Here is a 25,090-nt window from a genome sequence, read left to right on the forward strand (position 1 = left end):
AAGCCTTATCCCGCCGCAACATCCGCGGTTCACAAAACTGTCAGCCGGCTGTAACAGGCGGCTCGGAGAACACCGCATCGTTTATCCTTTGGGAGATCAACCATGCGCCTGTCCCTGCTCTGCTCCGTCGCCTCGATCCTGCTCGCCACATCGGCATTCGCGCAGGGTGAGGGCGAATTCCCGGCGACGCTGGCGGGACACGCCGTGATGCCGGCGGAGAGCTTCATCGACGCGCCCGCCGACGCCCCTGATGATCTGAAGACCTCGGGCAAATACACCACCGGCAAGCGCGTCGACGCCATCGGCACCGTGATGGGCAAATCGTACGAGCGGCCGACCGGCGTGTCGCTGCCGTTCAAAGGCCAGCCGCTGCAGGGCCATTCCGGCATCAAGGTGATGCCCGACGGCTCGTTCTGGGTGATCACCGACAACGGCATGGGCTCGCGCTACAACTCGGCAGACTCGATGCTGTACCTGAACCGGCACAAGATCGACTGGGCGAGCGGCAAGATCGAGCGTCAGGAGACCGTGTTCCTGCACGATCCCGACAGGAAGGTGCCGTTCCGCATCGTCCACGAGGACACCGCCAAGCGCTATTTGACCGGTGCCGATTTCGACACCGAAGGCTTCCAGATCATCAACGACATTTTCTGGATCGGCGATGAATTCGGGCCCTACATCCTCAAGGCCGACAAGACCGGCAAGATCCTCGCCGTGTTCGAGACCGTCGCCGACGGCAAGCCGGTGCGCTCGCCGGATCACTGGGCGGTGCAGTCGCCCGGCGCGCCCGGCGCCAGCTACACCAACGTCAACCTGCGCCGCTCCAAGGGCTATGAAGGTTTTGCTTCCTCCAAGGACGGCAAGTTCCTTTACGGCCTGCTCGAGGGGCCGCTGTGGGATGCCGACAAGAAGGATTGGGAGAAGGTCGACGGCAAGGAAGCCTCGCGCATCCTGGAATTCGACGTCGCGGCGGAGAAGTTCACTGGACGCTACTGGCAATATGCGTTCGAGCAGAACGGCAATGCGATCGGCGACTTCAACATGATCGATCCGGCCCAGGGCCTCGTGATCGAGCGCGACAATGGCGAAGGCACCGCCGACAAGGCCTGCCCGCAAGGCCAGCGCGGCGAGAACTGTTTTCCTGACCTCGCCAAGTTCAAGCGCGTCTACAAGATCGAGCTGTCCGATGCCAATGTCGGCAAGCCGGTGCGCAAGATCGCCTATATCGACCTGATGAAGATCCGCGATCCGAACAAGAAGGCGCGCAAGCCGCTCAACGACGGCGTCTACACCTTCCCGTTCTTCACCATCGAGAATGTCGACCGGGTCGACGAGACCCACATCATCGTCGGCAACGACAACAACCTGCCGTTCTCCTCCAGCCGCGACCCGAACAAGGCCGATGACGACGAGTTCGTGCTGCTCGAGGTCGGCGAGTTCCTGAAGGCGAAGTGAAGGGCTGCTTTCGCCGATCACACGCGTGTCGTTGCCCGGCTCGGCCGGGCGACCCGGTATTGCAGAGACGTCCGAACTTAGTGGATGGGCCGCGGCGTACTGGATGCCCCGCTCAAGGCGGGGCATGACAGCGAATATGCGGATAGCGTGATGCTCATCCCGGCACGACAGCCATTCCGTCCTCCCCGCGCAAAGGCTACGCCTTTGTCGCTGGAGGTGCGAGCCTTGCGGCGCAATTGCGCCGCTGGGTGAGCCTCGAAGGATGCACGGCCCCCGATGCAGCCGCGCGGAGAGCCGGGCTGCCGCCCTTCGAGACGGCCGCTTTGCGGCCTCCTCAGGGTGACGGTGATACAGCTCAGCGCGCGGCTTGCGTGATCGTCACTCCTTCTTCGTCCGGTAATCTCCGAACGTCGTGTCGCGCTGGTCGAGCTGGGCCTTCACGCTGCCGCCGTCGCGTCGGAAGCCTGCCATGTAGGCCTTGCTGGCCTCGGTGGTGAAGGCCAGCGCCTGGATCTCGGTGCCGGCCCGCATCGCGGCGCGGGCACCCATGATTTCCATCGCGCGGTGGACGCTACGCTTGTTGAGCTGCTGAAGCTCGATCGGCACCTTCGCCGCGCGCTCGGCGAAATCCAGCGTCTTCGCCTCCAGTTCGGTGAGCGGAAACGACCGGGTCGCATAGCCCCATTCGGCGGCCTCGCGGCCGGACATCGCGTCGCCCGTCAGCATCAATTCCATCGCGCGTCGCATGCCGACCAGCCACGGGTGATACTGCATGTCGGGCGGGCTCATCAGCCGCACCGGCGGATAGCCGATCTGGGCGTCGTCGGCGACATAAACCACGTCGCAGGCGGTCGCGAGCTCGGTGCCACCGGCGAGGCAATAGCCGTGCACCTGCGCGATCACGGGCTTTGCGAGATCCCAGATCGAGAACCAGCCCTCGACGACATGGCGCGACCACTGGCCGGGGCCGGATGCCGAATGATAGGGCTGGTCGACGCGGTTGTCGGCGGAGAGATCGTAGCCCGCCGAGAAGCAGGGTCCGGCGCCGCGCAGGATCGAGATCGAAATTTCGGGATCGCGGTCGGCCTGCTCCAGCACCTCGAAGATCTCGCCGCGCAGGCGATTGTTCAGCGCGTTGCGCTTCTCGGGTCGGTTCAGCGTGATGCGGCGGACGCGCGGACGCGGATCATCGACGATGATGTGCTGGTAGCTCATGGATCCTCCCGATCTCAGGCTTTGTTGCCTTTGGCAAAGTGATGCCCGAGATCGGGAGGGTTGTCATCGGCAGATGACGCAGGTCCTCAAAGCGTTTTCAAGCGAAGTGGGTTCCGGTTCGTGTGAAGAAAACGCGTCAAGCAACAACGCTAGAGCCCCGGCACGGGCTCTAGCCCGCCGGCACCATCACGACGCCCTTGTCCTTGGGCCAGCGCATTCGCCAGGCGAAATTGATGTCCCTGATATCACCGGCCTTGGCCTCGAACGCCCATTCCAGCACGCCGCGCTTGTCGCGCAGATTGGTGGTCGTGGCAGGCGTCGACGACGGCAGCATCTCCACCACGATATCGTCGTTCTCGCTGACCGGGAGCTGATCCTGGACCGCGACCTTGATCGGGAAGTCGTGGCCGTTGCGCACCGTGGTCTTGAAGGCGCGCTCGTCGGTCTTCGACGTGGTCACGATCAGGCCGGCGGAGCCCTCGTTGCGCTTCACCACCGTGCGTTCGATCTTGACCTTGTCGTCGGCGCCGAAGCCGAGCCGCACGGTCTCGTCCTTGGCGGCGGTGGCCATCCGGCTGCGGCCGACAAAGATACCGTCGCGGTAGATCGAGATTTGCCCCGGCAGCAACGGCGCATCGTCGGCCTGCACGAAGCTCGCTTCCAGGAACGCGGTCGGGTCGATCACCGGAACGGCGCGAACCGCGAGATCGGGGGTGATGGTCGCCGTCGAGATGCGCAGGCTCTTCGCGCCCTCATTGGCGGCAACGCTGACGCGGCCGGGAATCTTGAAGGTGGCCTGGAAGGCGCCGACCTCGGCGGTGGCTTCCAGTTCGTCCATGCGTCCCCCACCAAAGCGGAATTGCTGAACCGCGTCGGCGGCCGGCGCGGGTGCCAGCGCCTCGCGCGACCGCATGCTGGCCTCTCCCGAAAGCTTCGCCAGCGGCCGCGGCGGCTGCGGATATTGCACGATCAGCGAGCGGAGGTCGGGCGCATTGCCGCCGCGCGCGACCCGCACGGTGGAGACGACGAGCGCCACGCTCGACCAGTCCTCGCCGGTCGACTGGGTGATCTCGGCGCGGCGGACCAGTTCGATCGCGGGCTTGCGGTCTTTGGCGCCGGTGTCGAGCCGGGCGTCATAGAGCGGCGTCCAGCGCGCGTTGGGAACCGCATAGGTGACCCGCAAGGTCGCCTTGGTCGCCGCCTGCGAGGCGACATCGATCCGCACCTCGACCTTGCTCGGCGGCTTGCTGGTGCGATCGGCTGCGAGCTGCGCAAGATCGCGGTCGATCACGCGGATCTTGCGCTCGGCGTCACGGATCGCGCTGTCGGCGGTTGCGACCTCGTCGGCCACCGCCGAGAACGCCGCGCGCCACTCGCTGAGCGGACGCGCCTCGCCCTTTTCGCCGAGGCCCGCGGGTGACGCCTCGGCAAACCGCTCGGCAAATTTGCGCCGCGCCTCGGCCGCGCTGATCAGTCCCTGCAAATCGGCGCGCTGATCGTTCAGCGCCTCGATGCGCTTGTCGATCTCGGAGAGATTTTGCGGCAGCAGCGGCCCCGGCAGCTTGGTGTCGATCGCGCCTATCGTGAGCTTCGCTCCGCCCTCGCCTTCGACCCGCAGCGAGGACGGATCGAGCCCGATCGGGAAATCCCTAGCGATGAGGGTGTTGTCGCCGGCAGGCAGATCCAGCGTGATGACGCGGGTGACGCTCGCGCCATCGGGATAGACGGTCACGGCATCGACCTGCGAGGCCGCATCGAGATTGGCCGCTTGCAGCGGCCCGGCAACCAGCGCACCCGCCAGCACCAGGCTGGTGGTCACAAGATAATTCGCAATCCTACACATGACATCCCTCCAGAAAAAAACGCCGCATCGCGCGCGAGACGAACGGCGCGCCGGGCTCGACTGCGCGCCGTTTCTCGTGGTGAGACGCAGCGAGGAAGGGACTGGTTCGATTGAGGTTTCCCTGCGGCGCGACGATGGCGCCGCCGCGGCTGCCGCATGGCGCGGCGATGTCTTTCGGGCGTTAGCGATCTGCCTTGCGCCGGATGAACAGATAATTCGGCACGAAGCCGGCCAAGGTGATCGCGATCATGATCCACCAGCCGCGCTGAAACGCTGCGATCCGCTCGGTCATCGAGACCGGCGTTGCAAGGATCGCCACAAAGATCGCGACGCCGATCGCCAGTGCCGCCTGCCGGATCATGTTGATGACGCCGGAGCCGGTGGCAAACGACGACGGCGGCAGCGCGCCGGCGCCGACGCCCATCAGGGTCGGAAAGGTCAGCCCGACGCCGATACCGATCAGCATCACGCCCGCGACGACGGCAGGCGCATTCGGGTCGGCCCCGAGCAGCGTCGCCCAGATCGCGAGGCCGGCCGCGAACAGTAGGATTCCGGCGGAGACGACGGCCGCGGCGCCAAACCGCGCAATCAGCCGGCCGGCAAACAGCAGCGAGGTGATCGGCACCATCAGCGGGCCGGGAGCGATCGCAAGGCCGGTCTTCAACGCCGACCAGCCCCATACCGTCTGCTCCCACAAGACGCAGGACAGCAGCATGGCGCCGAAGGCCGCCGAATAAGGCGCCATCACCAACGACGCGCCGGTGAACGGCCTGACCGCGAACAGCGCAGGATCGACGAAGGGATTCCTCGATCTGAGGCAATGCCACGCGAAGGCCGCGAGCGAGACGGTCGCGACGGCAAAGCCAAGCACGACGCCGCGCGAACTCCATCCCCAATCGTTCGCCTTCACGATCGCAAATGTCAGCGCACCGATACCGGAGGTCACCAGCAGCGCAGCCCATGAACTCGGACGCGGCACGTCGTGACCGGGCACTTCGGGCAATTTCAGCCAGCCGACGATCAGCGCGACGACGCCGATCGGGACATTGACGATGAAGATCCAGCGCCAGTCGAAGGTGACCAGCACGCCTCCCGCGAGCGGGCCCAGTGCGGCGGCAAGGCCGCCGATCGCCGTCCAGGTGCGCACCGCCCCGGCGCGTTGCTCGGGCGGAAACGACGCCAGCAGCAGGCCGATCGAGGTTGGCGTCATCAATGCCGCACCGGCCGCTTGCGCCACGCGGGAGACGACCAGGAACTCGACACTGGAGGCCAGCGCACATGCCGCCGACGCGGCCGTGAACAGCGCGACGCCGAGCAGGAAGCTGAGATTGCGGCTGTGGCGTTCGGCGAGCCGGCCGAAGAACACCAGCAACGCCGCGTAGGCAATGGCGTAGGCATTGAGGATCCAGGACAAATCCTCAAGCGAGGCGGCGCGAAATTCCTGCGCGATGTTCGACAGCCCGACATTGACGATGAACAGATCGAGATTGGCGAGGCAAATTCCGACCGACACGATCGCAAGCACCTGGCGCGGGGTTGCGGTGGCGACGCAGGACCGCGGCCGCGCATCAGGTTCGACGACCAGATCGATGGTCTCCGCCTCTACCTCCGACATCACACCCTCCGAAATACGTGCATATGCATCTATTGCCATTAGGTGCATATGCATGTATCTGTCAAGTCCTCGGAGGCAGCGATGGCGAAAACGGAACCCAGCCGGTGTAATCTCACGGCGTTGCGCAAGGCGACGCGGCGGGTGTCGCAGCTCTACGATCAGGTCCTTGCGACATCCGGCCTGCGCGGCACGCAACGGGCGATTCTGGTCTATGTCAGGCGGTCGGGCGCGCCGACGATGGGCGAGCTTGCCGCAGCCCTGGTGCTCGACCGCACCGCGCTGAACCACAACCTCAAGCCGCTCGAGCGCGACGGTCTGTTGACCATCACCGTCGACAAGAGCGACCGGCGCAGCCGGCTGGTGCGGCTCACCAAGCGCGGCGAAGCCAGGCTCGAGGAATCACAGGCCGCATGGCTCAAGGCGCAGGAGCGCTTCGAGACCGCCTTCGGCGCAAGGCAGGCCGCCGATCTCCGGCAGACGCTCGAACTGATTGCCTCGCTCGAGTTTGACGAGCGCGCGCTTACCTCACCGGCGAGCTAGCCGGCTCCAAATGAAAAGCGGCCCGGCGTTGCCGCCGGGCCGCTCGTTCGCACACGATCAGTGTCGATCGCGCTTAGCTGTAGATCTCGAACAGGCCGGCGCCGCCCTGGCCGCCGCCGATGCACATGGTCACGACGCCCCACTTGGCCTTGCGGCGACGGCCCTCCTGCAGCAGGTGGCCGGTGAGCCGGGCGCCGGTCATGCCGAAGGGATGGCCGATCGCGATCGAACCGCCATTGACGTTATACTTCTCGGGATCGATGCCGAGCTGGTCGCGCGAATAGAGGCACTGGCTGGCGAACGCCTCGTTGAGCTCCCAGAGATCGATGTCGTCCACCTTCAGGCCGTGGCGCTTGAGCAGCTTCGGCACCGCAAACACCGGACCGATGCCCATCTCGTCGGGCTCGCAGCCGGCCGAGGCCCAGGCCACGAAGCGGCCGAGCGGATTGAGGCCGCGCTTCTCGGCGTCCTTGGCCTCCATCAGCACCACGGCGGCGGCGCCATCGGAGAGCTGGCTGGCATTGCCGGCGGTGATGAACTTGCCCGGGCCCTTGACCGGCTCGAGCTTGGCGAGGCCTTCCAGCGTGGTCTCGGGGCGGTTGCACTCGTCGCGATCGACCACGTAGTCGACGATCGACTCGGCCTTGGTCGCCTTGTCGACCACCTTCATCTTCGTCTTCATCGGGACGATTTCGTCCTTGAACTTGTTGGCCTGCTGCGCGGCGGCCATGCGGCGCTGCGACTCCAGCGAATACTCGTCCTGGTATTCGCGGCTGAGCTTGTAGCGCTCGGCCACGATGTCGGCGGTATCGATCATCGCCATGAAGATGTCGGGCGCGGTCTTGAGCAGCTCGGGATCGATCGATTCCTTCGGCGAGCCGCCGCCGGGAATCGAGATGCTCTCGACGCCGCCGGCGACGATGCAATCGGAGCCGTCGGAACGGATCGAGTTGGCGGCCATCGCGATGGTCTGCAGGCCCGACGAGCAGAAGCGGTTCACGGAGACGCCCGCGGTCGACTTCGGCAGGCCGGCGAGCAGCGCCGCCTGGCGGCCGATGTTCGGCGCGCCATGCGCGCAATTGCCGAGATAGCAATCCTCGACATATTCCTTGTCGACGCCGGCGCGGTCGACCGCGTGCTTGATGGCGTGCGCGGCGAGCGACATCGGCGGGGTGATGTTGAATCCGCCACGGCCGGACTTTGCCAGGCCGGTGCGCGCGTAGGAAACGATTACGGCTTCACGCATTGTTTTCTCCCTCTGAGATGACGGTCATTGTGGCGCGTCGTGGCCCGTTCGTACACATTTTTCGGCGGGCGCAACAGCAATACCGGACGCCCCGGAACGACAAACGCCGCCTCCGGGACCGGAGACGGCGTCATGTTCCGCAGATCGGAATATGGACTGCTTGAGCGGTATCTTCCTTCCGTCATGCCGGGCGTTCCGGGCGATGACGAGGACCGCTCAAACAGCGTTTGAAACGCCAGCGCCTTTAAAACGTCAGCGGCTCAGAACGTCAGTGCCTTGGCCTGCTTCACCTGCGGCAGTGTCTGTACCTTGGCGAGCAGCTCCGCCGGCACCGCGCCGTCGACCTCGACCAGCGCAATGGCATCGCCGCCCTGCTTGACGCGGCCGAGATGGAAGGTCGCGATATTGATTTTCGCATCACCCAAGAGGCTCGCGAACGCGCCGATGAAGCCCGGCTTGTCCTCGTTGGTCACGTAGATCATCGACTTGCCGAACTCGGCGTCGACACGGATGCCCTTGATGTCGACGAGACGCGGCTTGCCGTCGGCGTAGACGGTGCCGGACACCGAACGCTCCTGACGCTCGGTGGTGACTGTGACCGTGATCAGGCTTTCATAGTCGCTCTGCGCGGCGCGGACGACCTCGTCCACCACCATGCCGCGCTCCTTGGCGACGACCGGCGCCGAGACCACGTTGACCTCGCCCAGCATCGGCCGCAGCAGGCCCGACAGCACCGCCGAGGTGATCGCCTTGATCTTCATCTCGGCGACGTGGCCCTCATAGGTGATCTCAGTCTTGAGGATGCCGCTCTCGGTGAGCTGGCCGGCGAACGAGCCGAGCTTCTCGGCGAGCTCGATGAACGGCTTCAGCTTCGGCGCCTCTTCCGCGGTGATCGAGGGGAAGTTGACCGCGTTGGAAATCGCGCCCGACAACAGATAGTCCGACATCTGCTCGGCGACCTGCAGCGCGACGTTTTCCTGCGCTTCGGTGGTGGAGGCGCCTAGATGCGGGGTGCAGATCACGTTGGGATGGCCGAACAGCACGTTCGAGGTCGCCGGCTCCTCGACGAACACGTCGAAGGCGGCGCCCGCGACATGCTTGGAATTCAGCGCGTCGACCAGCGCCTGCTCGTCGACCAGGCCGCCACGCGCGCAGTTGATGATGCGCACGCCCTTCTTCATCTTGGCGATCGCGGCCGCATCGATCACGTTGCGGGTCTTCTCGGTCAGCGGCGTATGCAGCGTGATGAAGTCGGCGCGCTTCAAGAGATCGTCGAGCTCGACCTTCTCGACGCCGATGTCCTTGGCGCGCTCCGGCGACAGGAACGGATCGAACGCGATCACCTTCATGCGCAGGCCGAGCGCGCGGTCGGCGACGATCGTGCCGATATTGCCGCAGCCGATCACGCCGATGGTCTTGGCGGTGATTTCGACGCCCATGAAGCGGTTCTTCTCCCACTTGCCGGCCTGGGTCGAGGCGTCGGCCTGCGGAATCTCGCGCGCCAGCGCCAGCATCAGCGTGATCGCGTGCTCGGCGGTCGTGATCGAATTGCCGAACGGCGTATTCATCACGATGATGCCCTTGGCGGTCGCGGCCGGGATCTCGACATTGTCGACGCCGATGCCGGCGCGGCCGATCACCTTGAGCCTCGTCGCCTTCTCGATGAGCTTGGCGGTCGCCTTGGTGGCCGAGCGGATCGCGAGGCCGTCGTAATTGCCGATGATCTCGGCGAGCTTTTCCTTGTCCTTGCCGAGGTTGGGCTGGAAGTCGACCTCGACGCCGCGATCCTTGAAGATCTGGACGGCGGCGGGAGACAGCGCGTCGGAAATCAGAACTTTGGGTTTTGTCATCTCGATTGTTCCTTTGCCCTGCCGCGGGCGGGTCTCCTGGACCGATCTGGTGAAGTCTCTGATCACTTCTCCCTCTCCCGCTCTTGCGGGGGAGGGTTGGGGTGACGGCAGCCACGGGCGAGGAACAAGCCGAAAGGGCCCCTCACCCGGATCGCTCAGGCGCGCAATTGCGCTGCCGAGCAATCCGACCTCTCCCCGCAAGAACGGGAAGAGGTGACAAGAGAAAGCTTATGCCGCCTTGGGCAACGCTGCCTTGGTCTCGGCAAACGCCCAGTCGATCCACTGCGTCAGCAGCTCGACATCCTTGGCCTCGACGGTGGCGCCGCACCAGATCCGCAGACCCGCCGGCGCATCGCGGTAATACGCGAAGTCGAAGCCGGCGTTCTCCTTCTCCACCAGCGCGACCAGCTTCTTGCAGAAGTCGGCCTGTGCGTCCGATGGAAGCGAGGTGATCGCGGGATCGGTGAACTTGAGGCACACCGAGGTGTTGGAGCGGATCGCGGGATCCTTGGCCAGGAAGTCGATCCACGGCGTCTTCGCCTTCCAGTCGGCGAGCGCCTTGGTGTTGGCATCGGCGCGGGCGATCAGCGCCTTCAGGCCGCCGATCGACTTCGCCCAGTTCAACGCATCGAGATAGTCCTCGACGCAGAGCATCGACGGCGTGTTGATGGTCTCGCCTTCAAAGATGCCCTGGTTGAGCTTGCCGCCCTTGGTGAGGCGGAAGATCTTCGGCAGCGGCCAGGCCGGCTTGTAGGTCTCGAGCCGTTCCACCGCGCGCGGCGACAGGATCAGCATCCCGTGCGCGGCTTCACCGCCGAGCGCCTTCTGCCAGGAGAAGGTGACGACATCGAGCTTGGCGAAATCGAGCGGCTGCGCGAAGGCGGCCGAGGTCGCGTCGCAAATCGTCAGGCCTTCGCGATCCGCGCTGATCCAGTCAGCGTTCGGCACGCGCACACCCGAGGTGGTGCCGTTCCAGGTGAAGACGATATCCGACTTCGGATCGACCTTGGAGAGATCGGGGATTTCACCATAAGCCGCGTTGAGCTTGGTGACGTCCTTCAGCTTCAATTCCTTGACGATATCGCTGACCCAGCCCTCGCCGAAGGATTCCCAGGCGAGCGTGGTGACGGGCCGCGCGCCGAGCAGCGACCACAGCGCCATCTCGACCGCGCCGGTGTCCGACGCCGGCACGATGCCGATCTTGTAATCGGCGGGCACCTCAAGCACCTCGCGCGTCAGTTCGATCGCGAGCTTGAGCTTGAGCTTGCCGACTTTCGCGCGATGCGAGCGGCCGAGGGCAGCGTCCTTGAGATTGTTGGGGTTCCAGCCGGGGCGCTTGGCACAGGGGCCGGAGGAAAAATGCGGCACTTCAGGCCGCGAAGCGGGCTTCGCTGCAGTCATAATCTACCCTTCCAGATAGCTGCCTCTCGGTGGGGAGAGGTTTCCCGCAGTCGGGGATAGTGGAAAGGTACCCAAACGTCAAGAAAGTTCGGACTCGTCTGGAACAATCCGGGCATCACGGCTGATTGATGGGGCGTCCTCGACCTGCTGGATCGTCTCCTGATCGAGCAAATCTGCCGCCAGAGTCATGATCTTAACTGCCCTGCGCCGGCTCGATACTTTCAGAATGCGCTTCTCGCCGGCCTGCACGATGTATTCGTTGCCGACCCGCACGATCGAATAATCCGACATTCCAATCCCCAGTTGCCCGCCGCCCCGTGGGAGACGTCCGACATACCGGACTCGTTCCGACCCGTAAAATCACAGAGACCGGCTTAGTTTATTGGCTGTTAACCGGATCGCAGACTATCCGCTGCTGCAGGTATTGCCTGGTAGATGGCACAACTTCTTGCACGCGTTTCAAAAGCGAATCGTCATCCCGACATGGCTGCGCGCGAACCCGAGCCTTTCATAGAAGCGCTGCGCATCGACCCGCGTCTGATGCGTCAGCAACTCGACGAGCATGCAGCCTCGCGCGCGCGCCTCCATGACTGCCCACTGCACGAGCTTCTCGCCGATGCCGCGGCTGCGGCAATGCTTTGCAACGCGAACGTCCTCGAGCAGGCCGCGCGAGCCGCCTTGCGAGCTGATGCCCGGCAGAACCGCGAGTTGCAGACAGCCGACGACGACGCCGTCCCCGTCGACGGCGACGACGAGCTGCAAATTGGGATCGCGCTCGACCCGCGCGAAGGCCTCGTAATAGCTTTGCGGCAGCGGATCCTCGATCCGCTCGCGCGCACTGCCGAGCGGATCGTCCGCAAGCATGCCGACGATGGCGGCGACGTCTTCGCGGCGAGCGCGGCGGATCGTGATGGATGAAGCTTCAGTCATGGCGGCATTCACCTGAGGTCAGCGGACCGGCGGCAGCGCGAGCACGCGCTCGGCATCGGCGATCCAGCGACGGATCACGGGATAGCGCGCGAGCTCGAGGCCGCCATCCTCCGCGACACGCGTATAGGCGAGCAGCGAGACGTCGGCGAGCGAGAACGCGTCTCCGACCAAAAATTGCGTCCCCGCAAGATGCCGCTCCAGATGATCGAGCGCGACATAGCCGCGCTTGACGAGGTTCGGATCGATCTCCGAGATGGCCTTGCCGAGATACACGGCCTGAAAGCGGCAGACGGCCACATAAGGCTCGTGGCTGTTCTGCTCCCAGAACATCCAGGCATCCATCTGCGCCGCGCGATAGGGATCGCTCGGGATCAGGTCGCTGCCGCGCGCGAGATAGCGGATGATGGCGTTGGATTGTGCCAGCGTGCGGCCGTCATCCAGCTCCATCGTCGGCACTTGGCCCCAGCCGTTTCGCTTGAGGAATTCCGCGGTCCGGCTGCCGCCCTTCATGGTGTCGATCTCGACCCATGTGTACGGCAGCGCCAGCCTGTCGCACACCCATTTCACCTTCAGGCAGTTGCCTGAATTGGCGTCGCCGTAGATTTTCATGTGATCGCGCTCCGCACCGTGTGGCGACAGAGCAGCAGTCGCTCCCCGGTCTGTCAACCGTCGCCGGCTACGGCAGCGGCGATCAGAACTTGTAGCCGGCGCCGACCCGGAAGCTGTTCATGTCGACGGCGATATTCTTGACCGCCGCGAAGCGCACATATTCCCACTCGCCGCGGAGAAACAACCCGCCGACCACGCAATATTCAAGCCCGAGGCCCGCGGTCCAGCCGACCGCATAGTTGTTCACCCGCTGCTCCGTCTGGGCGGCGCTGCCTGAGCCCAGGTAGTCGTTATGCTGAATTGTAACGGTGTTGTTGCCGACCGTCTGGGTCTCGGCCCAGGCATCGTACTTGTCAAACGACACCGTCGCCGAACGCGACACGGACATGCGTCCCACCGCAACACCGCCGAACATGTAAGGCAAGAAGTTGCCTGCCGCCCATCCGGCGCGTCCACGGAAGGTCGTGACGTCCTTGACCTGCAAGGCGGCGCTCCCCGACAACGTGGTGTTGTAGGTGTAGGTGTGCCCGCTCGGAGGAGTCTCGCCCTTGGGATTCACGATCTGCCGCGTCATCGAGTCGCCCGCCGAACTTTCGAGGCCGTTCAGGTAATTGTAGTTGGCCTCGACGCCGAGCACGACGTCGTCCCATTGCCAGTTGCGGCCGACGAACGCGCCGAACCCGTTGCTCTGCGCATGGTTCTTCGGCAGCAGGGCCCAACCCGAAACCGGGTCGGCCAGAACGCTCTCGCGCAGCATGAAGGAGGTCATCGCGCTTGGCGCGTGGCTGAAATCGATGTCGCCGGAGGAATAGCCGATCTGGCCGCCGACGTACCATCCTTCCCAGTTCCCGCTCCTGCTCGGTGCATCGACATAGGAGCCGCGCAGGATCGGAAAGTCCGGCAGGTCGGCAGCCTGCGCGCCGGTCACCGTTCCAATCATCATCGCCGCCAGCACCAACCTACGCATTGCAACGCTCCATCCACCGCACCGATTTCGCGCTGATCATCGCCTGTTAACCTTAACCAATCGTTGTCGCCGCCCGTTTTCGAGCATGCAAGTTGCAGAAGTGCGCGACATGACGCGGCAAGTTCGCGACATGACGCGGCAAAGAAAAACGGCGCGGGATGGTCCCGCGCCGTTGCAATCGTTAACCGTGAAGGCCCGAAATTAACCCTTGCGGATCAGCGGCGGCGGAGGCGGCGGCACGTCGCAGCACGGCAAGTTGAAGCGCACGCCGAGCTTCACGTCCTGCGAGGTGATGTCGCGGTACTGGAAGCTCGAGGGACCGGCCGGCGTGCCGTCGAAGAAGTGACCTTGGCCGTGGGCGGCAGTGCCCATGTCGAGGTAGCGATAGGCCAGTTCAACCGTGAAGTTGTTGGTGACCTTGTAGGCGACACCGGCATGCAGCGCCCAGGCGAAGTTGGTCTTGGTGGCGCCATCGGCGATGAAGGAGCTGGTGAGGCCCGACCCGCTCGGGAACGTCGCGACGTCGGAGAAGGCCGAGGTCTTGATCGTCGCGGCACCGACACCGGCACCGATGAACGGGGTCAAACAGCCCCAGGTGCCGAGATCAGCGTAGACGTTGACGAGGCCAACCCAGCTCTGGATGCCGCCATGATAGGCGTCGCTCAGCGGGCTGGGCCCGGGGAACGTGAAGAAATCGGTGCCGTTGAAGCTCACCTTCGAGCGATACTCACCGGTGATGTCGGCGCGGAACCAGCTGTTGAACTGATAGCCGACGCCGATGCCGTAGAGCACGCCGCCGTCGAAGCCGTGGCCATACTGGTTGAAGGCAGTGCCGGCCGGCAGTGTGTCGTAGGCGTTGACGTGCAGCTTGGCCTGGGTGTTGGTCATGCCGATGTCGCCGCGCAGATACCAGCCGCCGAAATCCTGGACCGGCGGAGGAGCATACGCCATCGGAGGTGGCGGCATGATGGGCATGTCGGCGGCGAACGCCGCCGAGGACAACAGAGATGCCGCACCGGCGGCAATCAGGGTCTTTACGCTACGCATTGGCTTCGTCCTTTTGGGCCAAGTGAGGCGACACGAAAGCCCCACGTCTGAAACTCACGGCCCGGACGATGGCAGGAAATGTTTAAGCGGCACTTAACCCTAATTTTTAAGGTTGATTTTCTCTCACCTTTCTCTGCGGCTGTCGCTTATGGGTCCATAAATGACGCAGGTTGGCGACGAAACATCGCGATCCCGCCAAAAGTGCTAATGAAGCGTTGACGCATCCGCGCCGTTCGCAAGGCACGCGGGCCGGGTGTGTTAGCGAATGCTTAACGCGGGCGTCGCGTCCGCGGCCGGGCGTTCAGCGCACGGCCCGCGGCATCCTCGGCAGGAACACCGCGAGCAGGCCGATCGCCGGCAGGAAGGCGCACAGCTGATAGACGAAGGCGATCGAGGTGTGGTCGGCGAGCTTGCCGAGCACGGCGGCGCCGAGACCGCCGATCCCGAAGGCGACGCCGAAGAACACGCCAGAGATCATGCCGAAGCGATGCGGCATCAATTCCTGCGCGAACACGATGATCGCCGACGTCGCCGACGAGATGATCAAACCGATCACCACCGTCAGCACGGCGCTGGCGAACAGGCCGGCATAGGGCAGCGCCAGCGTGAACGGCAGCGCGCCGAGGATCGAGAACCAGATCACGTATTTGCGGCCGAAGCGGTCGCCGAGCGGACCGCCGATGAACGCACCCGCGGCGTTGGCGGCAAGGAAGACGAACAGATAGAGCTGCGCCGCCTGCGTCGAGACACCGAACCGGTCGATCAGATAGAAGATGTAATAGCTCGACAGGCTCGAGACATAGAGCTGCTTGGAGAACAGCAGCGCGACCAGCACGATGAGCGCGATCTTCACGCGCCGCTGATCCGGATGGTCGGGATGCCGCGCGCTGGCGGCCGTCTTCTTGCCCGATATCTGCGGTTTGTACCAGACGCCGATGCGCCAGAGGATCACGATGGCAAGGAACGCGATCGAGGAGAACCAGGCGATCGAGGGCTGACCGAACGGCACCACGATCAGTGCTGCGAGCACCGGCCCCATCGAGGTGCCGAAACTGCCGCCGAGCTGGAACACCGATTGCGCGAAACCGTAACGTCCGCCTGACGCCAGCCGCGCGATACGCGACGATTCCGGGTGGAACACCGCGGAGCCAAGGCCGACCAGCGAAGCCGCAATCAGGATGACCCCATAGGTATGCGCAACGCTGAGCAGCAACAGACCGAAAAAGGTGAAGCCCATGCCGATCGCAAGCGAGAACGGCTGCGCCTTCTTGTCGGTGAAATGCCCGACCAGCGGCTGCAGCAGCGACGCCGTGAACTGGAACGCCAGCGTGATCATGCCGATCTGCGCGAAGTCGAGCGCGTAATTGTCCTTCAGGATCGGATAGACCGAAGCGATCAGCGACTGCATCGTGTCGTTGAGGAAGTGCGAGAAGCTGATGCCGGCAAGCACGACATAGGCCGGCCCCGCAGCGGCGGCAACCTTCGCGGCCGTCAGCTCCGGCACCGCCACCGGCTCGCCCAGCGCCTGTTTGCTCACGACGGGTTTGTTCAATGCAGCATTCCCGGACAGATTCGCAAAAATACCTCCGTGTCGTACGACGCGGAGGTGAGGCAAACCAGTTGCGTTAGCCGATGGCAGCGATGCGCTGTGTGGCCAGCCGGCGGCCAAACTCTATCCCCGTCACCCTGAGGAGCGCCAACGGGTCCGCGCAAAGCGCGGCCCGATGACAGGCTCCGCGCGTCTCGAAGGGTCCACGGCCCGGCGCTCGCCACATTGCGACAATGGGCCGTGCATCCTTCGAGACGCGCGCAAGGGCGCGCTCCTCAGGATCACGAGCTGACGAGGCCGGACGGGGCTTAAGCCGCGGCGGCGTGGCCGAGTGCGCTGACGATGTTGTCGACGACCTCTTCCACCAGGATACGATCGTCGCCCTCGCCCATCACGCGGATCACCGGCTCGGTGCCGGAGGGGCGGATCAACAGACGGCCATGGCCGTTGAGGCGCTTCTCGCCGTCGGTGATCGCGGACTTGACCTCGGCGTCGTCGAGCGGCTTGCCGCTGCGATAGCGCACGTTCTTCAGGATTTGCGGCAACGGGTCGAAACGCCGGCAGATCTCCGACACCGGGCGGCGCAGCTTCTGCACCACGGCCAGCACCTGCAGTGCCGCGACGAAACCGTCGCCGGTCGTCGAATAGTCCGACATGATGATATGGCCCGACGGCTCGCCGCCGAGATTGTAGCCGCCGCTCAGCATCTGCTCGAGCACATAGCGGTCGCCGACCGGCGTGCGGACCATCTGCAGCCCGAGGCCCTGCAGGAAGCGCTCCAGCCCGAGATTGGACATCACGGTCGTGACGATGCCGGGCTTGGCGAGGCGCCCCTCCTCCTTCCAGCTCTGCGCTATCACCGCGAGCAGCTGGTCGCCGTCGACGATGTGGCCGCGCTCGTCGACCAGGATGACGCGATCGGCATCGCCGTCGAGCGCGATGCCGATGTCGGCGCGCATCTCGCGCACCTTCCGCGACAGCGCTTCCGGCGAGGTGGAGCCGCATTCCTTGTTGATGTTGAAGCCGTCGGGTTCGACCCCGATCGGCACCACGTCGGCGCCGAGCTCCCACAGCGCTTCCGGCACCACCTTGTAGGCGGCGCCATTGGCGCAATCGACCACGACGCGCAGGCCGTCGAGCGAGAGATCGCGCGGCAGCGTGCGCTTGGCGAATTCGATGTAGCGGTCATGGACGCCGTCGATGCGGCGGGCGCGGCCGAGGCTCGCGCTCTGCGCCAGGCGGCGGTCGAGCGATTCGTCGAGCAGCTGCTCGATCTGCTTCTCGACATCGTCCGACAGCTTGAAGCCCTGCGGGCCGAACAGCTTGATGCCGTTGTCTTCGAAAAGATTATGCGACGCCGAGATCATGACGCCGAGATCGGCGCGCATCGACTTGGTGAGCATCGCGATCGCCGGGGTCGGCATCGGGCCGACCAGCAGCACGTCCATACCGACCGAGGTGAAGCCCGCGACCATGGCGTATTCGATCATGTAGCCGGACAGCCGCGTGTCCTTGCCGATCACGACGCGATGGCGATGATCGCCACGCTGAAACACCAACCCTGCGGCCTGCCCCACCTTGAGCGCGAGCTCCGGCGTGATCAGCCCATTGGCGCGGCCCCGAATTCCATCGGTCCCGAAATATTTGCGGCTCATGTAACCCCCAAGACGGACCTCTCGAACCACCCGGCGAGAGAGTCCTGAACGCCTACCAGTCTAGCGTGCATCGGCCTTATAGACTGCCAGGCGCTAAAAGGACTTCAAAAAATATGATGAATCATTACCGGGGCTAAACCCCGTGCCTCTACATTAAGGCACTGAAAGATATAACATTATTACTCTTTCGGCAACCTGGGGAACGAACGCCGTCCCCTACCCTTTGCCGTTGCGCTTGACGTGCTGGTCGCCCTTGCTGGGGGCCGGCTGGGTGACATTGACGGGGTCGGAACCGGGAAACGTCTCCTCAAGCCCCTCTTCCAGGGCCTCGTCGAGCCGGCGCTTCTCGGCGTTCTCGTCTGCTTTCGGTTTGGAGCCTGATTGGGTCATCGCGCTCTCCCATCCGTCTTCGATTTGGCAGGCCTCCCATCCATGCTAGATGACGGCAAGATCGAACACCCGCAAGACTTGCTGCCTAAAACAAGGCTCGCGATATCGAACTTGCGACACAGAAGAAGGGCCGGGACCGTCCATGAAGCACATTACCTGCATCGAAGATCTGCGCCAGCTGCACAAGCGCCGGGTGCCGAAGGCGTTTTTCGATTATGCGGACCGCGGCTCCTACACCGAGGACACGCTGCGCGCGAATTCGGAAGATCTGCAGCAGATCAAGTTCCGCCAGCGCATCCTGGTCGATGTGTCCAAGCGCACCCTGGCGACCACGATCCTCGGCGAGCCGGCCGCGATGCCGCTGATCCTGGCGCCGGTCGGCCTGCTCGGCATGCAGCATGGCGACGGCGAGATCTATGCCTGCCGCGCCGCGCAGGCGGCCGGCATTCCCTTCACCCAGAGCACGATGTCGATCTGCTCGATCGAGGACATCGCCGCCGCCGTCGACAAGCCGTTCTGGTTCCAGCTCTACGTCATGAAGGACCGCGGCTTCATCAAGTCGCTGATCGAGCGCGCGATCGCGGCGAAATGCTCGGCGCTGGTGTTGACCGTCGACCTGCAGGTGATCGGCCAGCGCCACCAGGACATCAAGAACGGCATGACGGTGCCGCCGGAATGGTCACTGTCGAAGCTGATCGACTTCGCGACCAAGCCCGCCTGGGTATCAGGCGTGCTGCAAGGCAAGCGCCGCACCTTCGGCAACATTGCCGGCCACGTCAAAGGCACCGAGGATCTGACGAAACTGTCGGAATGGACCGCCTCGCAGTTCGACACCTCGCTGAACTGGAAGGACATCGACTGGATCCGCAGCATTTGGCCGGGCAAGCTGATCCTTAAAGGCATCCTCGACGTCGAGGACGCCGAGCTTGCCGCCAAGACCGGCGCCCAGGCGATCGTGGTCTCCAACCATGGCGGCCGCCAGCTCGACGGCGCGCCGTCCTCGATCGAGGTGCTGCCGGAGATCGTCGATGAGGTCGGCTCGAAGCTCGAGATCATGTTCGACGGCGGTATCCGCACCGGCATGGACGTCATGCGGGCGCTCGCGCTCGGCGCGAAGTCCTGCATGATCGGCCGCGCCTATGCCTATGGCCTCGGCGCCGGCGGCCAGGAAGGCGTCGCCAAGGCGATCGATATTCTGGGCAAGGAGCTCACCACCACGATGGGACTGTGCGGCGTCAACACCATCGCCGAGATCGACGATCACGTGCTGGCGGTTTAGCGCGGAGCGGCAGCCTCTCTCAACACGTCGTCCCGGGCAAGCGAAGCGCGACCCGGGACCCATAACCACCGATGGCCGTCGTTTCGCAACGCCGCGGCGACAGCGCGCTTCAACAACTCAACCCTGTGGTTATGGGTCCTGCTTTCGCAGGGACGACAGCGGAGCCTGCTCTGCCTCACATCGGCGGCGCAATCCCGTCGCGGCCGACATTGACGCGGTTGGCTTCCAGCGTGCCGTCATCCTTCTTCAGCGCGCCGAAGATGATGATCTTGGCGCCCGGCTTCAGCTCCGACTTGTCGCCGGCGACGAAGGTGACGACCGGGGTGCCCGGCGGCACCACGACTTTCTTCTCGCCGTCCTTGTACTTCACCGTGATGTTCTGGCCGTCGGTGCCCTTCACGGTCTCGGCGACGGTGGCGTTGGTCATGGTCGAATTGGCGCGCAGGTCCCAGGGGCGGAAGCCTTCGGCGGCGCCGCGCTGGTTCTCCGGGAAGATGTGAACCGCGATCGCCTTCTGCGTTCCGTCGGGCTCGGGCATCGCGGTGACACCGATATAGGAACCGGGCTTGATCTCCGACAGATCGGTCTTGGCGACGCCGAACACCGCGACGTTGTCAGTGGTCCGCACCTTCATGTCGGCACCGTCGCGCGACTTGATCGACAGCATCGCGCCGTCGACGGCCTCGATGGTGCCTCGGATACGCACCGCCGGCGGCTGCTGCGCGGATGCAGCCGAGGCAAAGGCAACGAGAAGCAATGCGGCGAACAGCGTCGATTTCGGCATGGTGTCCCTCATGGGTTGGGCTGGCGAATCAGGGAACACCGGGGAGTTGAAGGTATTCCGTGCGGCTACCTCCCGTTCGCGGGAAAGGTGACCGTTCAACAACTACGGACCGGATGAGGGGGCCGTTACTGCGATAACGGACAGGTGATGCGTTTGCATGTTCTGCCGTAGCCCGGATGGAGCGGAGCGCAATCCGGGGACCGCCTTCCTGGGAAGATTCCCGGATTTCGCTCCGCTCCATCCGGGCTACGCGCTGCGCGTCACATCGGCGGCGTAAGCCCGTCGCGGCCGACGCTGACGCGATCGGTTTCAAGCGAGCCGTCTGGCAGTTTCTTCATGAAGGCGATGACCTTGGCGCCGGCCTTCAGGTCCGCCTTGTCGCCGGGAACATAGGTCACGACCGGTGTATCGGGTGCGACTTCCACCTTCTTCTCGCCGTCCTTGTATTTGACCAGCAATGTGTGGCCGTCATTGCTGACGACGGATTGCGCGACGGTCGCATTGGTCATGCTGCTGTTCGGCTTCAGATCGTACGGCCGCGAGCCTTCGCCGGTGCCGCGCATGTTCTCCGGGAAGACGTGCACCTCGACCGCCTTCGGCGTGCCGTCGGGGCCGGGCACGGTGGTCGTGCCGATGAAGGAACCAACCTTGATGTCGGACAGCGCGATCTTGGTGAGACCGAGCACCACCATGTTGCCTGCCATGTGCAGCTTGACGTCCTCGCCGCTGCGCGACTTCACCGCGAGCGTATCGCCGTCGACGCTCTCGACGGTTCCACGCACCCGCGTCGGTGTCGGCGGCTGCTGCGCGAGCGCGTAGAGCGTGGACACCGTCACCATCGCAAGCGCGATGAACGGCCGAATGAGATGGGAGCGGCTGGCAGGCATGACTGATCTCCGGAGGGAACGCGGGGGGACTAACACCAGACCCCGTTCCGGAGATGCTATTCCAGGCCTCAAGTCTTTGTGAGATCGGCCTCAACAAGCGTGCGCAGCTCCGGCGTGACCTGCGGACGCCGCCCGAACCACAATTCGAAACCGCGCACCGCCTGGTGCAACAGCATGCCCAGTCCATCAGCGGTCTTCAGACCACGCGCCTCTGCCGCCGCAAGCAGCGGCGTCACCAGCGGCACATAGACGAGATCGGAAACGACCGCGTGTTGCGGCAGCAGGCCGACATCGATCTCGAGCGCGGGCTGACCATGCATGCCGAGCGAGGTGGTATTCACCAGCAGGCCGGCGCGCGGCAGCAGCTCATCAACCTCGTCCCATGTCGCGGGATGAACCCGCGCGCCGAATTGCCCGGCCAGCGCGCGGGCGCGATCGATGCTGCGGTTGACCAGATGCACGCGCGCGATGCCGCGCTCGATCAGGCCGAACACCACCGCACGTGCCGCGCCACCGGCGCCGAGCACCAGCGCGTCCTCCGTCTTGTCCCAGCCGGGCGCGCAGGCGTCGAGATTGTTGATGAAGCCTTCGACATCGGTGTTGGTCGAGCGCAGCTCGCCATCGGCGAACCACAGCGTGTTGGCGGCGCCGACGGCGCGGGCGCGCGCATCCGGTGCCGACAGCGCCAGCGCGCGCTCCTTGTGCGGAATGGTGACGTTGGCGCCGACGAAGCCGCGCAGCGACAGGCGGAACAGGAAATCCTTGAAGTCCTCCGGCGGCACCGCCTCGATCACATAACCGCCCTCGATGCCGAGCGTGCGCAGCCAGTAATGATGGATCAACGGCGAGCGGGAATGCGCGGCGGGCCAGCCGATCAGGCACGCGGCGCGGGTTTTGCTTGAGGACGTCATGATCGTGACATCGGCCAAGGCGGGCGCGCTGTCAATGCGTCCGCTTCGCGGTTGCGGCAACCAGCGCGCTGAGGGCGAACGCGGCGGCTGCGGCGAACCAGATCGCGGCGAGGTTGATCCAGCCATAGACCAGCCCGCCGGCGAGCGCGCCCGCGACCAGCGCCGCCCACAGCAGCAGGTTCGGGAGCCAGGCCCAGCCCGCACCGCCTGTGAGCGCGGCGGCGATCAGCTGACCGGCCTTCACCAGCGCCCCGGTGACATAGGTGAGGCCGAGCCCGGCCCCGCCTTCGAGCTGGAATACGGCGTTCTCGAGCCCCATCGCCAGCACGATGGCGGCGACCGCGGCGTTCGACAGGCCATAGGCATAGGCCACCGCCGCCGCCGTGAGCAGCCACGCCTCGATGAGCAGGAGCAGGGGCTGGCGATGCACCAGCGCGCTGAGCACGATCAGGCTGCCGGCTGCGGCGCCGGCGACGAACAGCACGATCAGCTCCAGCGCTTCCAGGGCGTGCTGCCAATGCCCCTCGGCCAGCGTCACGCCAAGCCGCGTCGAGTTACCGCTCATGAAGGAGACGAACAGCCCGCCGAGATGCAGATAGCCGATGCCGTCGACATAGCCGGCCATTGCGCTGAGCGCGCAGGCCAGCGCCAGGTTACGGCGGGATTCAAGCATGCTGGCGGAAACTGCGTCATAGGAAGGGAATCACGGGCGCTATCTTGGCCCGTCATTCCGGGGCGATGCGACAGCATCGAACCCGGAATCTCGAGATTCCGGGTCTGGTCCTTCGGACCATCCCGGAATGACAATTCGATCACGCCGCGTCGCGATGCGCGGCGATGATCTGGTCGGCGGCGCGGCCCGTCACTTCGGCCATGCGGTCGAACTGGCGGGTGAAGGTGCCGGCGCCGGCCGTGGCGGAGCGCAGTTCGACAATCAAGTCGCCGATCTCCGATTTTCCGGCATCGTGGCGCGGACGCAATCCCAGCCGATCCAGCCGTCGCGGGTGTCGAAGCCGAGGATCTGGCCGCGGCGCGCCGACAGGATCGCGTTGATCTTGGCGGTGGCGTCGGTCGGACAGACGATCTCGACCATATGGATCGGCTCCAGCAGCACCGGCTGGCACTGCGGCAACCCTTCGCTGACCCCGATCCTCGCCGCGGTACGGAACGCGAGATCGGACGAGTCGACGCTGTGATAGGAGCCGTCGGTCAGCGTGACGTCGACGTCGATCACGGGGAAGCCGAGCGGGCCGCGCGCCAGCGCGTCGACAACGCCCTCTTCCACCGCGCCGATATAGTTGCGCGGCACCGCGCCCCCGACCACTTTCTCGTGGAATTCGAAGCCTGACCCGCGCGGCTTCGGCTTGATGTCGAGCACGACGTCGCCGAACTGGCCATGGCCGCCGGACTGCTTCTTGTGCCGGCCGCGCTGGGTGATCGGCTTGCGGATGGTCTCCTGATAGCCGATCGCCGGCGGATGCGATTTGACGTTGACGCCGTAGCGGTCCTTCAGCCGCTCCTGCGCCACGCGCAGATGCATCTCGCCCTGCCCCCACAGCACGGTGTCGTGGGTGCGCGGGTTCTGGATCATCGTCAGCGAGGGATCTTCCTCGTTCAGCCGCAGCAGCGCCTGGCCGAGCTTGACATCGTCCTTGCGGTCGGTCGCGGCAATCGAGATCGACAGCACGGCCGCGGCCGGCTCGACCTTGACCAGCGAGGCCGGCGCCGTCTTGCCGCTCGAGACCGTATCGCCGGTCTTGATCGCATCGAGCTTGCCGAGCGCGACGGTGTCGCCGGCCTCGGCCTGCGGCCGCTTGCTGTCATGCCCGCCCGAGACCGCGAGGATGCCTGAGACGCGTCCGCTCTCGCCGCTTGAGGATTGCAGCGTCGCGCCGTCGTCGAGCCGGCCCGCAAGCACGCGCGCCAGCGACAGCTTGCCGCCGTGCTGCAAGTGCACGGTCTTGAACACGTAGGCCAGCGCATCCTTCTGATCCTTGATGCCGAGCCGATCGGCGGTCTCGGCGACGCCGGGCGCCTCATGGCGCAGCGCCTTCATCAGGCGCAGCACGCCGTTCTCGCGGCTCGCAGCGCCGAGCAGCACCGGACAGATCTGCCCTTCGCGCAGTTCGCGGGCGAGATCGTCGAACACGGCATCGCGCGGCGGCTGGATATCCTCCAGCAACTGCTCCATCAGCGCGTCGTCGTGGTCGGCAAGCTTCTCCAGCATCGAGAAGCGGGCTTCCTTCTCGCGATCGAGATTGCCGCCCTCGAGCGCCATCACCTCCGACGGCTTGTGCTCGCGATAGACGAAGGCGCGCTCCAGCGCGAGATCGACAAAGCCTTCGATCAGATCGCCGTTCCAGATCGGGATCTGGCGCAGCACCAGCGGCACGCGCGAGGCCGGCTGCAGCGTCGCAAGCGTCTCGCGGACGCGCTTGTTGGCGCGGTCGATCTTGTTCAGGAACAGGAAACGGGGAATTCCGAGCTCCTCGAGCTCGCGCAGGATGATCTGCAGCTGCGGCAGCTTTTTCTCGTCGGCTTCGCAGACCACGACCGCGGCATCGACCGCCGGCAACGCTGCACGCATATCGTGCGCGAATTCGATCGAGCCGGGACAATCGATAAAGGTGTAGCTGTCCCCCATAAAGGTGGTGGTGGCGGCGGTCAGGCCTACGCCCATCTTGTGCTGACGCGCCTCGGGGCTGGCATCGCCGACGGAGGTTCCGGCATCGACGCTGCCGGCAGTTTTAATGGCGCCAGTGCGCGCCAGGATCGCTTCCAGAAGTGTGGTTTTACCGCTTTGGAAAGGGCCCACCAATGCGATGCACCGTGGACCTCGGGGACTTCTGACGTCTTGTCCCATTGCCGCCTCCTCGTTTTGGAGCTCGGCCCATGATTGGGTCGGCGACCGTTTATG

Annotated in this window: 21 protein-coding genes and 1 pseudogene; 3 read left to right on the forward strand and 19 right to left on the reverse strand. The window is 64.9% G+C overall.

All coding sequences use genetic code 11. From position 1 onward, the window contains the following. Positions 1-102 precede the first annotated feature (102 nt). Complete coding sequence (locus ACVMB1_RS27795) at positions 103-1,455, forward strand: esterase-like activity of phytase family protein (protein WP_057015588.1); 1,353 nt, start codon at positions 103-105, stop codon at positions 1,453-1,455. 378 nt (positions 1,456-1,833) lie between these two features. Here the strand turns inward: ACVMB1_RS27795 and ACVMB1_RS27800 are convergent, their stop codons facing one another. The 3 genes from ACVMB1_RS27800 to ACVMB1_RS27810 form a co-directional block, all read right to left on the reverse strand. Continuing rightward, a complete protein-coding gene (locus tag ACVMB1_RS27800; RefSeq protein WP_076829918.1) occupies positions 1,834-2,670 on the reverse strand; it encodes an enoyl-CoA hydratase-related protein in 837 nt (278 codons plus the stop codon). A gap of 169 nt (positions 2,671-2,839) precedes the next feature. Continuing rightward, on the reverse strand, positions 2,840-4,513 hold the full coding sequence (locus ACVMB1_RS27805) for a mucoidy inhibitor MuiA family protein (protein WP_076829916.1): 1,674 nt from the start codon (positions 4,511-4,513) through the stop codon (positions 2,840-2,842). A 181-nt stretch (positions 4,514-4,694) separates the two neighbouring features. Beyond that, a complete protein-coding gene (locus ACVMB1_RS27810; RefSeq protein WP_083715110.1) occupies positions 4,695-6,128 on the reverse strand; it encodes an MFS transporter in 1,434 nt (477 codons plus the stop codon). Between the two features lie 81 nt (positions 6,129-6,209). Between ACVMB1_RS27810 and ACVMB1_RS27815 the strand changes: the two genes are divergently transcribed. Further along, positions 6,210-6,668 (forward strand): MarR family winged helix-turn-helix transcriptional regulator, encoded by a 459-nt coding sequence (locus tag ACVMB1_RS27815; RefSeq protein WP_076830085.1) that lies wholly within the window; start codon positions 6,210-6,212, stop codon positions 6,666-6,668. A 73-nt stretch (positions 6,669-6,741) separates the two neighbouring features. Here ACVMB1_RS27815 and ACVMB1_RS27820 read toward each other — a convergent pair whose 3' ends face one another. The 11 genes from ACVMB1_RS27820 to ACVMB1_RS27870 all read right to left on the reverse strand — a co-directional run bounded on the left by ACVMB1_RS27820 (position 6,742) and on the right by ACVMB1_RS27870 (position 18,312). Then, the gene (locus ACVMB1_RS27820; protein WP_057017940.1) at positions 6,742-7,914 is read right to left on the reverse strand and encodes a thiolase family protein; all 1,173 of its coding nucleotides are present in this window, start codon (positions 7,912-7,914) and stop codon (positions 6,742-6,744) included. A gap of 260 nt (positions 7,915-8,174) precedes the next feature. After that, positions 8,175-9,764, reverse strand: coding sequence for a phosphoglycerate dehydrogenase (gene serA / locus ACVMB1_RS27825; RefSeq protein ID WP_076829913.1), 1,590 nt, complete (start codon positions 9,762-9,764; stop codon positions 8,175-8,177). Positions 9,765-9,992: 228 nt separating this feature from the next. Next, positions 9,993-11,165 carry a phosphoserine transaminase gene (locus tag ACVMB1_RS27830; protein ID WP_076829910.1) on the reverse strand — a complete coding sequence of 391 codons (1,173 nt, stop codon included), beginning with the start codon at positions 11,163-11,165 and terminating at the stop codon, positions 9,993-9,995. A 78-nt stretch (positions 11,166-11,243) separates the two neighbouring features. Then, a complete protein-coding gene (locus tag ACVMB1_RS27835; RefSeq protein WP_050382779.1) occupies positions 11,244-11,456 on the reverse strand; it encodes a hypothetical protein in 213 nt (70 codons plus the stop codon). 168 nt (positions 11,457-11,624) lie between these two features. Beyond that, the gene (locus ACVMB1_RS27840) at positions 11,625-12,095 is read right to left on the reverse strand and encodes a GNAT family N-acetyltransferase (RefSeq protein WP_076829907.1); all 471 of its coding nucleotides are present in this window, start codon (positions 12,093-12,095) and stop codon (positions 11,625-11,627) included. 18 nt (positions 12,096-12,113) lie between these two features. Beyond that, complete coding sequence (locus tag ACVMB1_RS27845) at positions 12,114-12,704, reverse strand: glutathione S-transferase family protein (protein ID WP_076829905.1); 591 nt, start codon at positions 12,702-12,704, stop codon at positions 12,114-12,116. Positions 12,705-12,786: 82 nt separating this feature from the next. Further along, positions 12,787-13,671, reverse strand: coding sequence for an outer membrane protein (locus tag ACVMB1_RS27850; protein ID WP_229190707.1), 885 nt, complete (start codon positions 13,669-13,671; stop codon positions 12,787-12,789). A 201-nt stretch (positions 13,672-13,872) separates the two neighbouring features. Continuing rightward, on the reverse strand, positions 13,873-14,718 hold the full coding sequence (locus ACVMB1_RS27855; RefSeq protein ID WP_057017933.1) for an outer membrane protein: 846 nt from the start codon (positions 14,716-14,718) through the stop codon (positions 13,873-13,875). A gap of 301 nt (positions 14,719-15,019) precedes the next feature. After that, positions 15,020-16,270, reverse strand: a complete 1,251-nt coding sequence (locus ACVMB1_RS27860) for an MFS transporter (protein WP_057017932.1) — start codon at positions 16,268-16,270, stop codon at positions 15,020-15,022. Between the two features lie 305 nt (positions 16,271-16,575). Further along, complete coding sequence (gene glmM / locus ACVMB1_RS27865; RefSeq protein ID WP_016846677.1) at positions 16,576-17,922, reverse strand: phosphoglucosamine mutase; 1,347 nt, start codon at positions 17,920-17,922, stop codon at positions 16,576-16,578. Positions 17,923-18,138: 216 nt separating this feature from the next. After that, entirely contained in the window at positions 18,139-18,312 is a 174-nt protein-coding gene (locus ACVMB1_RS27870; protein WP_162832399.1) for a hypothetical protein, read from the reverse strand. A gap of 142 nt (positions 18,313-18,454) precedes the next feature. On the opposite strand from ACVMB1_RS27870, the gene ACVMB1_RS27875 reads away from it, so the two are divergent. After that, complete coding sequence (locus ACVMB1_RS27875) at positions 18,455-19,591, forward strand: alpha-hydroxy acid oxidase (RefSeq protein ID WP_016846679.1); 1,137 nt, start codon at positions 18,455-18,457, stop codon at positions 19,589-19,591. A gap of 175 nt (positions 19,592-19,766) precedes the next feature. Here the strand turns inward: ACVMB1_RS27875 and ACVMB1_RS27880 are convergent, their stop codons facing one another. The 5 genes and pseudogenes from ACVMB1_RS27880 to ACVMB1_RS27900 form a co-directional block, all read right to left on the reverse strand. Continuing rightward, positions 19,767-20,375, reverse strand: a complete 609-nt coding sequence (locus ACVMB1_RS27880; protein ID WP_057015947.1) for a single stranded DNA-binding domain-containing protein — start codon at positions 20,373-20,375, stop codon at positions 19,767-19,769. A gap of 260 nt (positions 20,376-20,635) precedes the next feature. Continuing rightward, a complete protein-coding gene (locus ACVMB1_RS27885; RefSeq protein WP_194295382.1) occupies positions 20,636-21,214 on the reverse strand; it encodes a hypothetical protein in 579 nt (192 codons plus the stop codon). 116 nt (positions 21,215-21,330) lie between these two features. Further along, positions 21,331-22,173 carry a shikimate dehydrogenase gene (locus ACVMB1_RS27890; protein ID WP_076830082.1) on the reverse strand — a complete coding sequence of 281 codons (843 nt, stop codon included), beginning with the start codon at positions 22,171-22,173 and terminating at the stop codon, positions 21,331-21,333. A 31-nt stretch (positions 22,174-22,204) separates the two neighbouring features. Beyond that, positions 22,205-22,846, reverse strand: coding sequence for a YoaK family protein (locus ACVMB1_RS27895; protein WP_076829899.1), 642 nt, complete (start codon positions 22,844-22,846; stop codon positions 22,205-22,207). Positions 22,847-22,985: 139 nt separating this feature from the next. After that, positions 22,986-25,036 (reverse strand): annotated as a pseudogene (locus tag ACVMB1_RS27900) (elongation factor G). Positions 25,037-25,090: the final 54 nt, after the last annotated feature.

The sequence above is a fragment of the Bradyrhizobium sp. USDA 4504 genome (genome assembly GCF_054063995.1).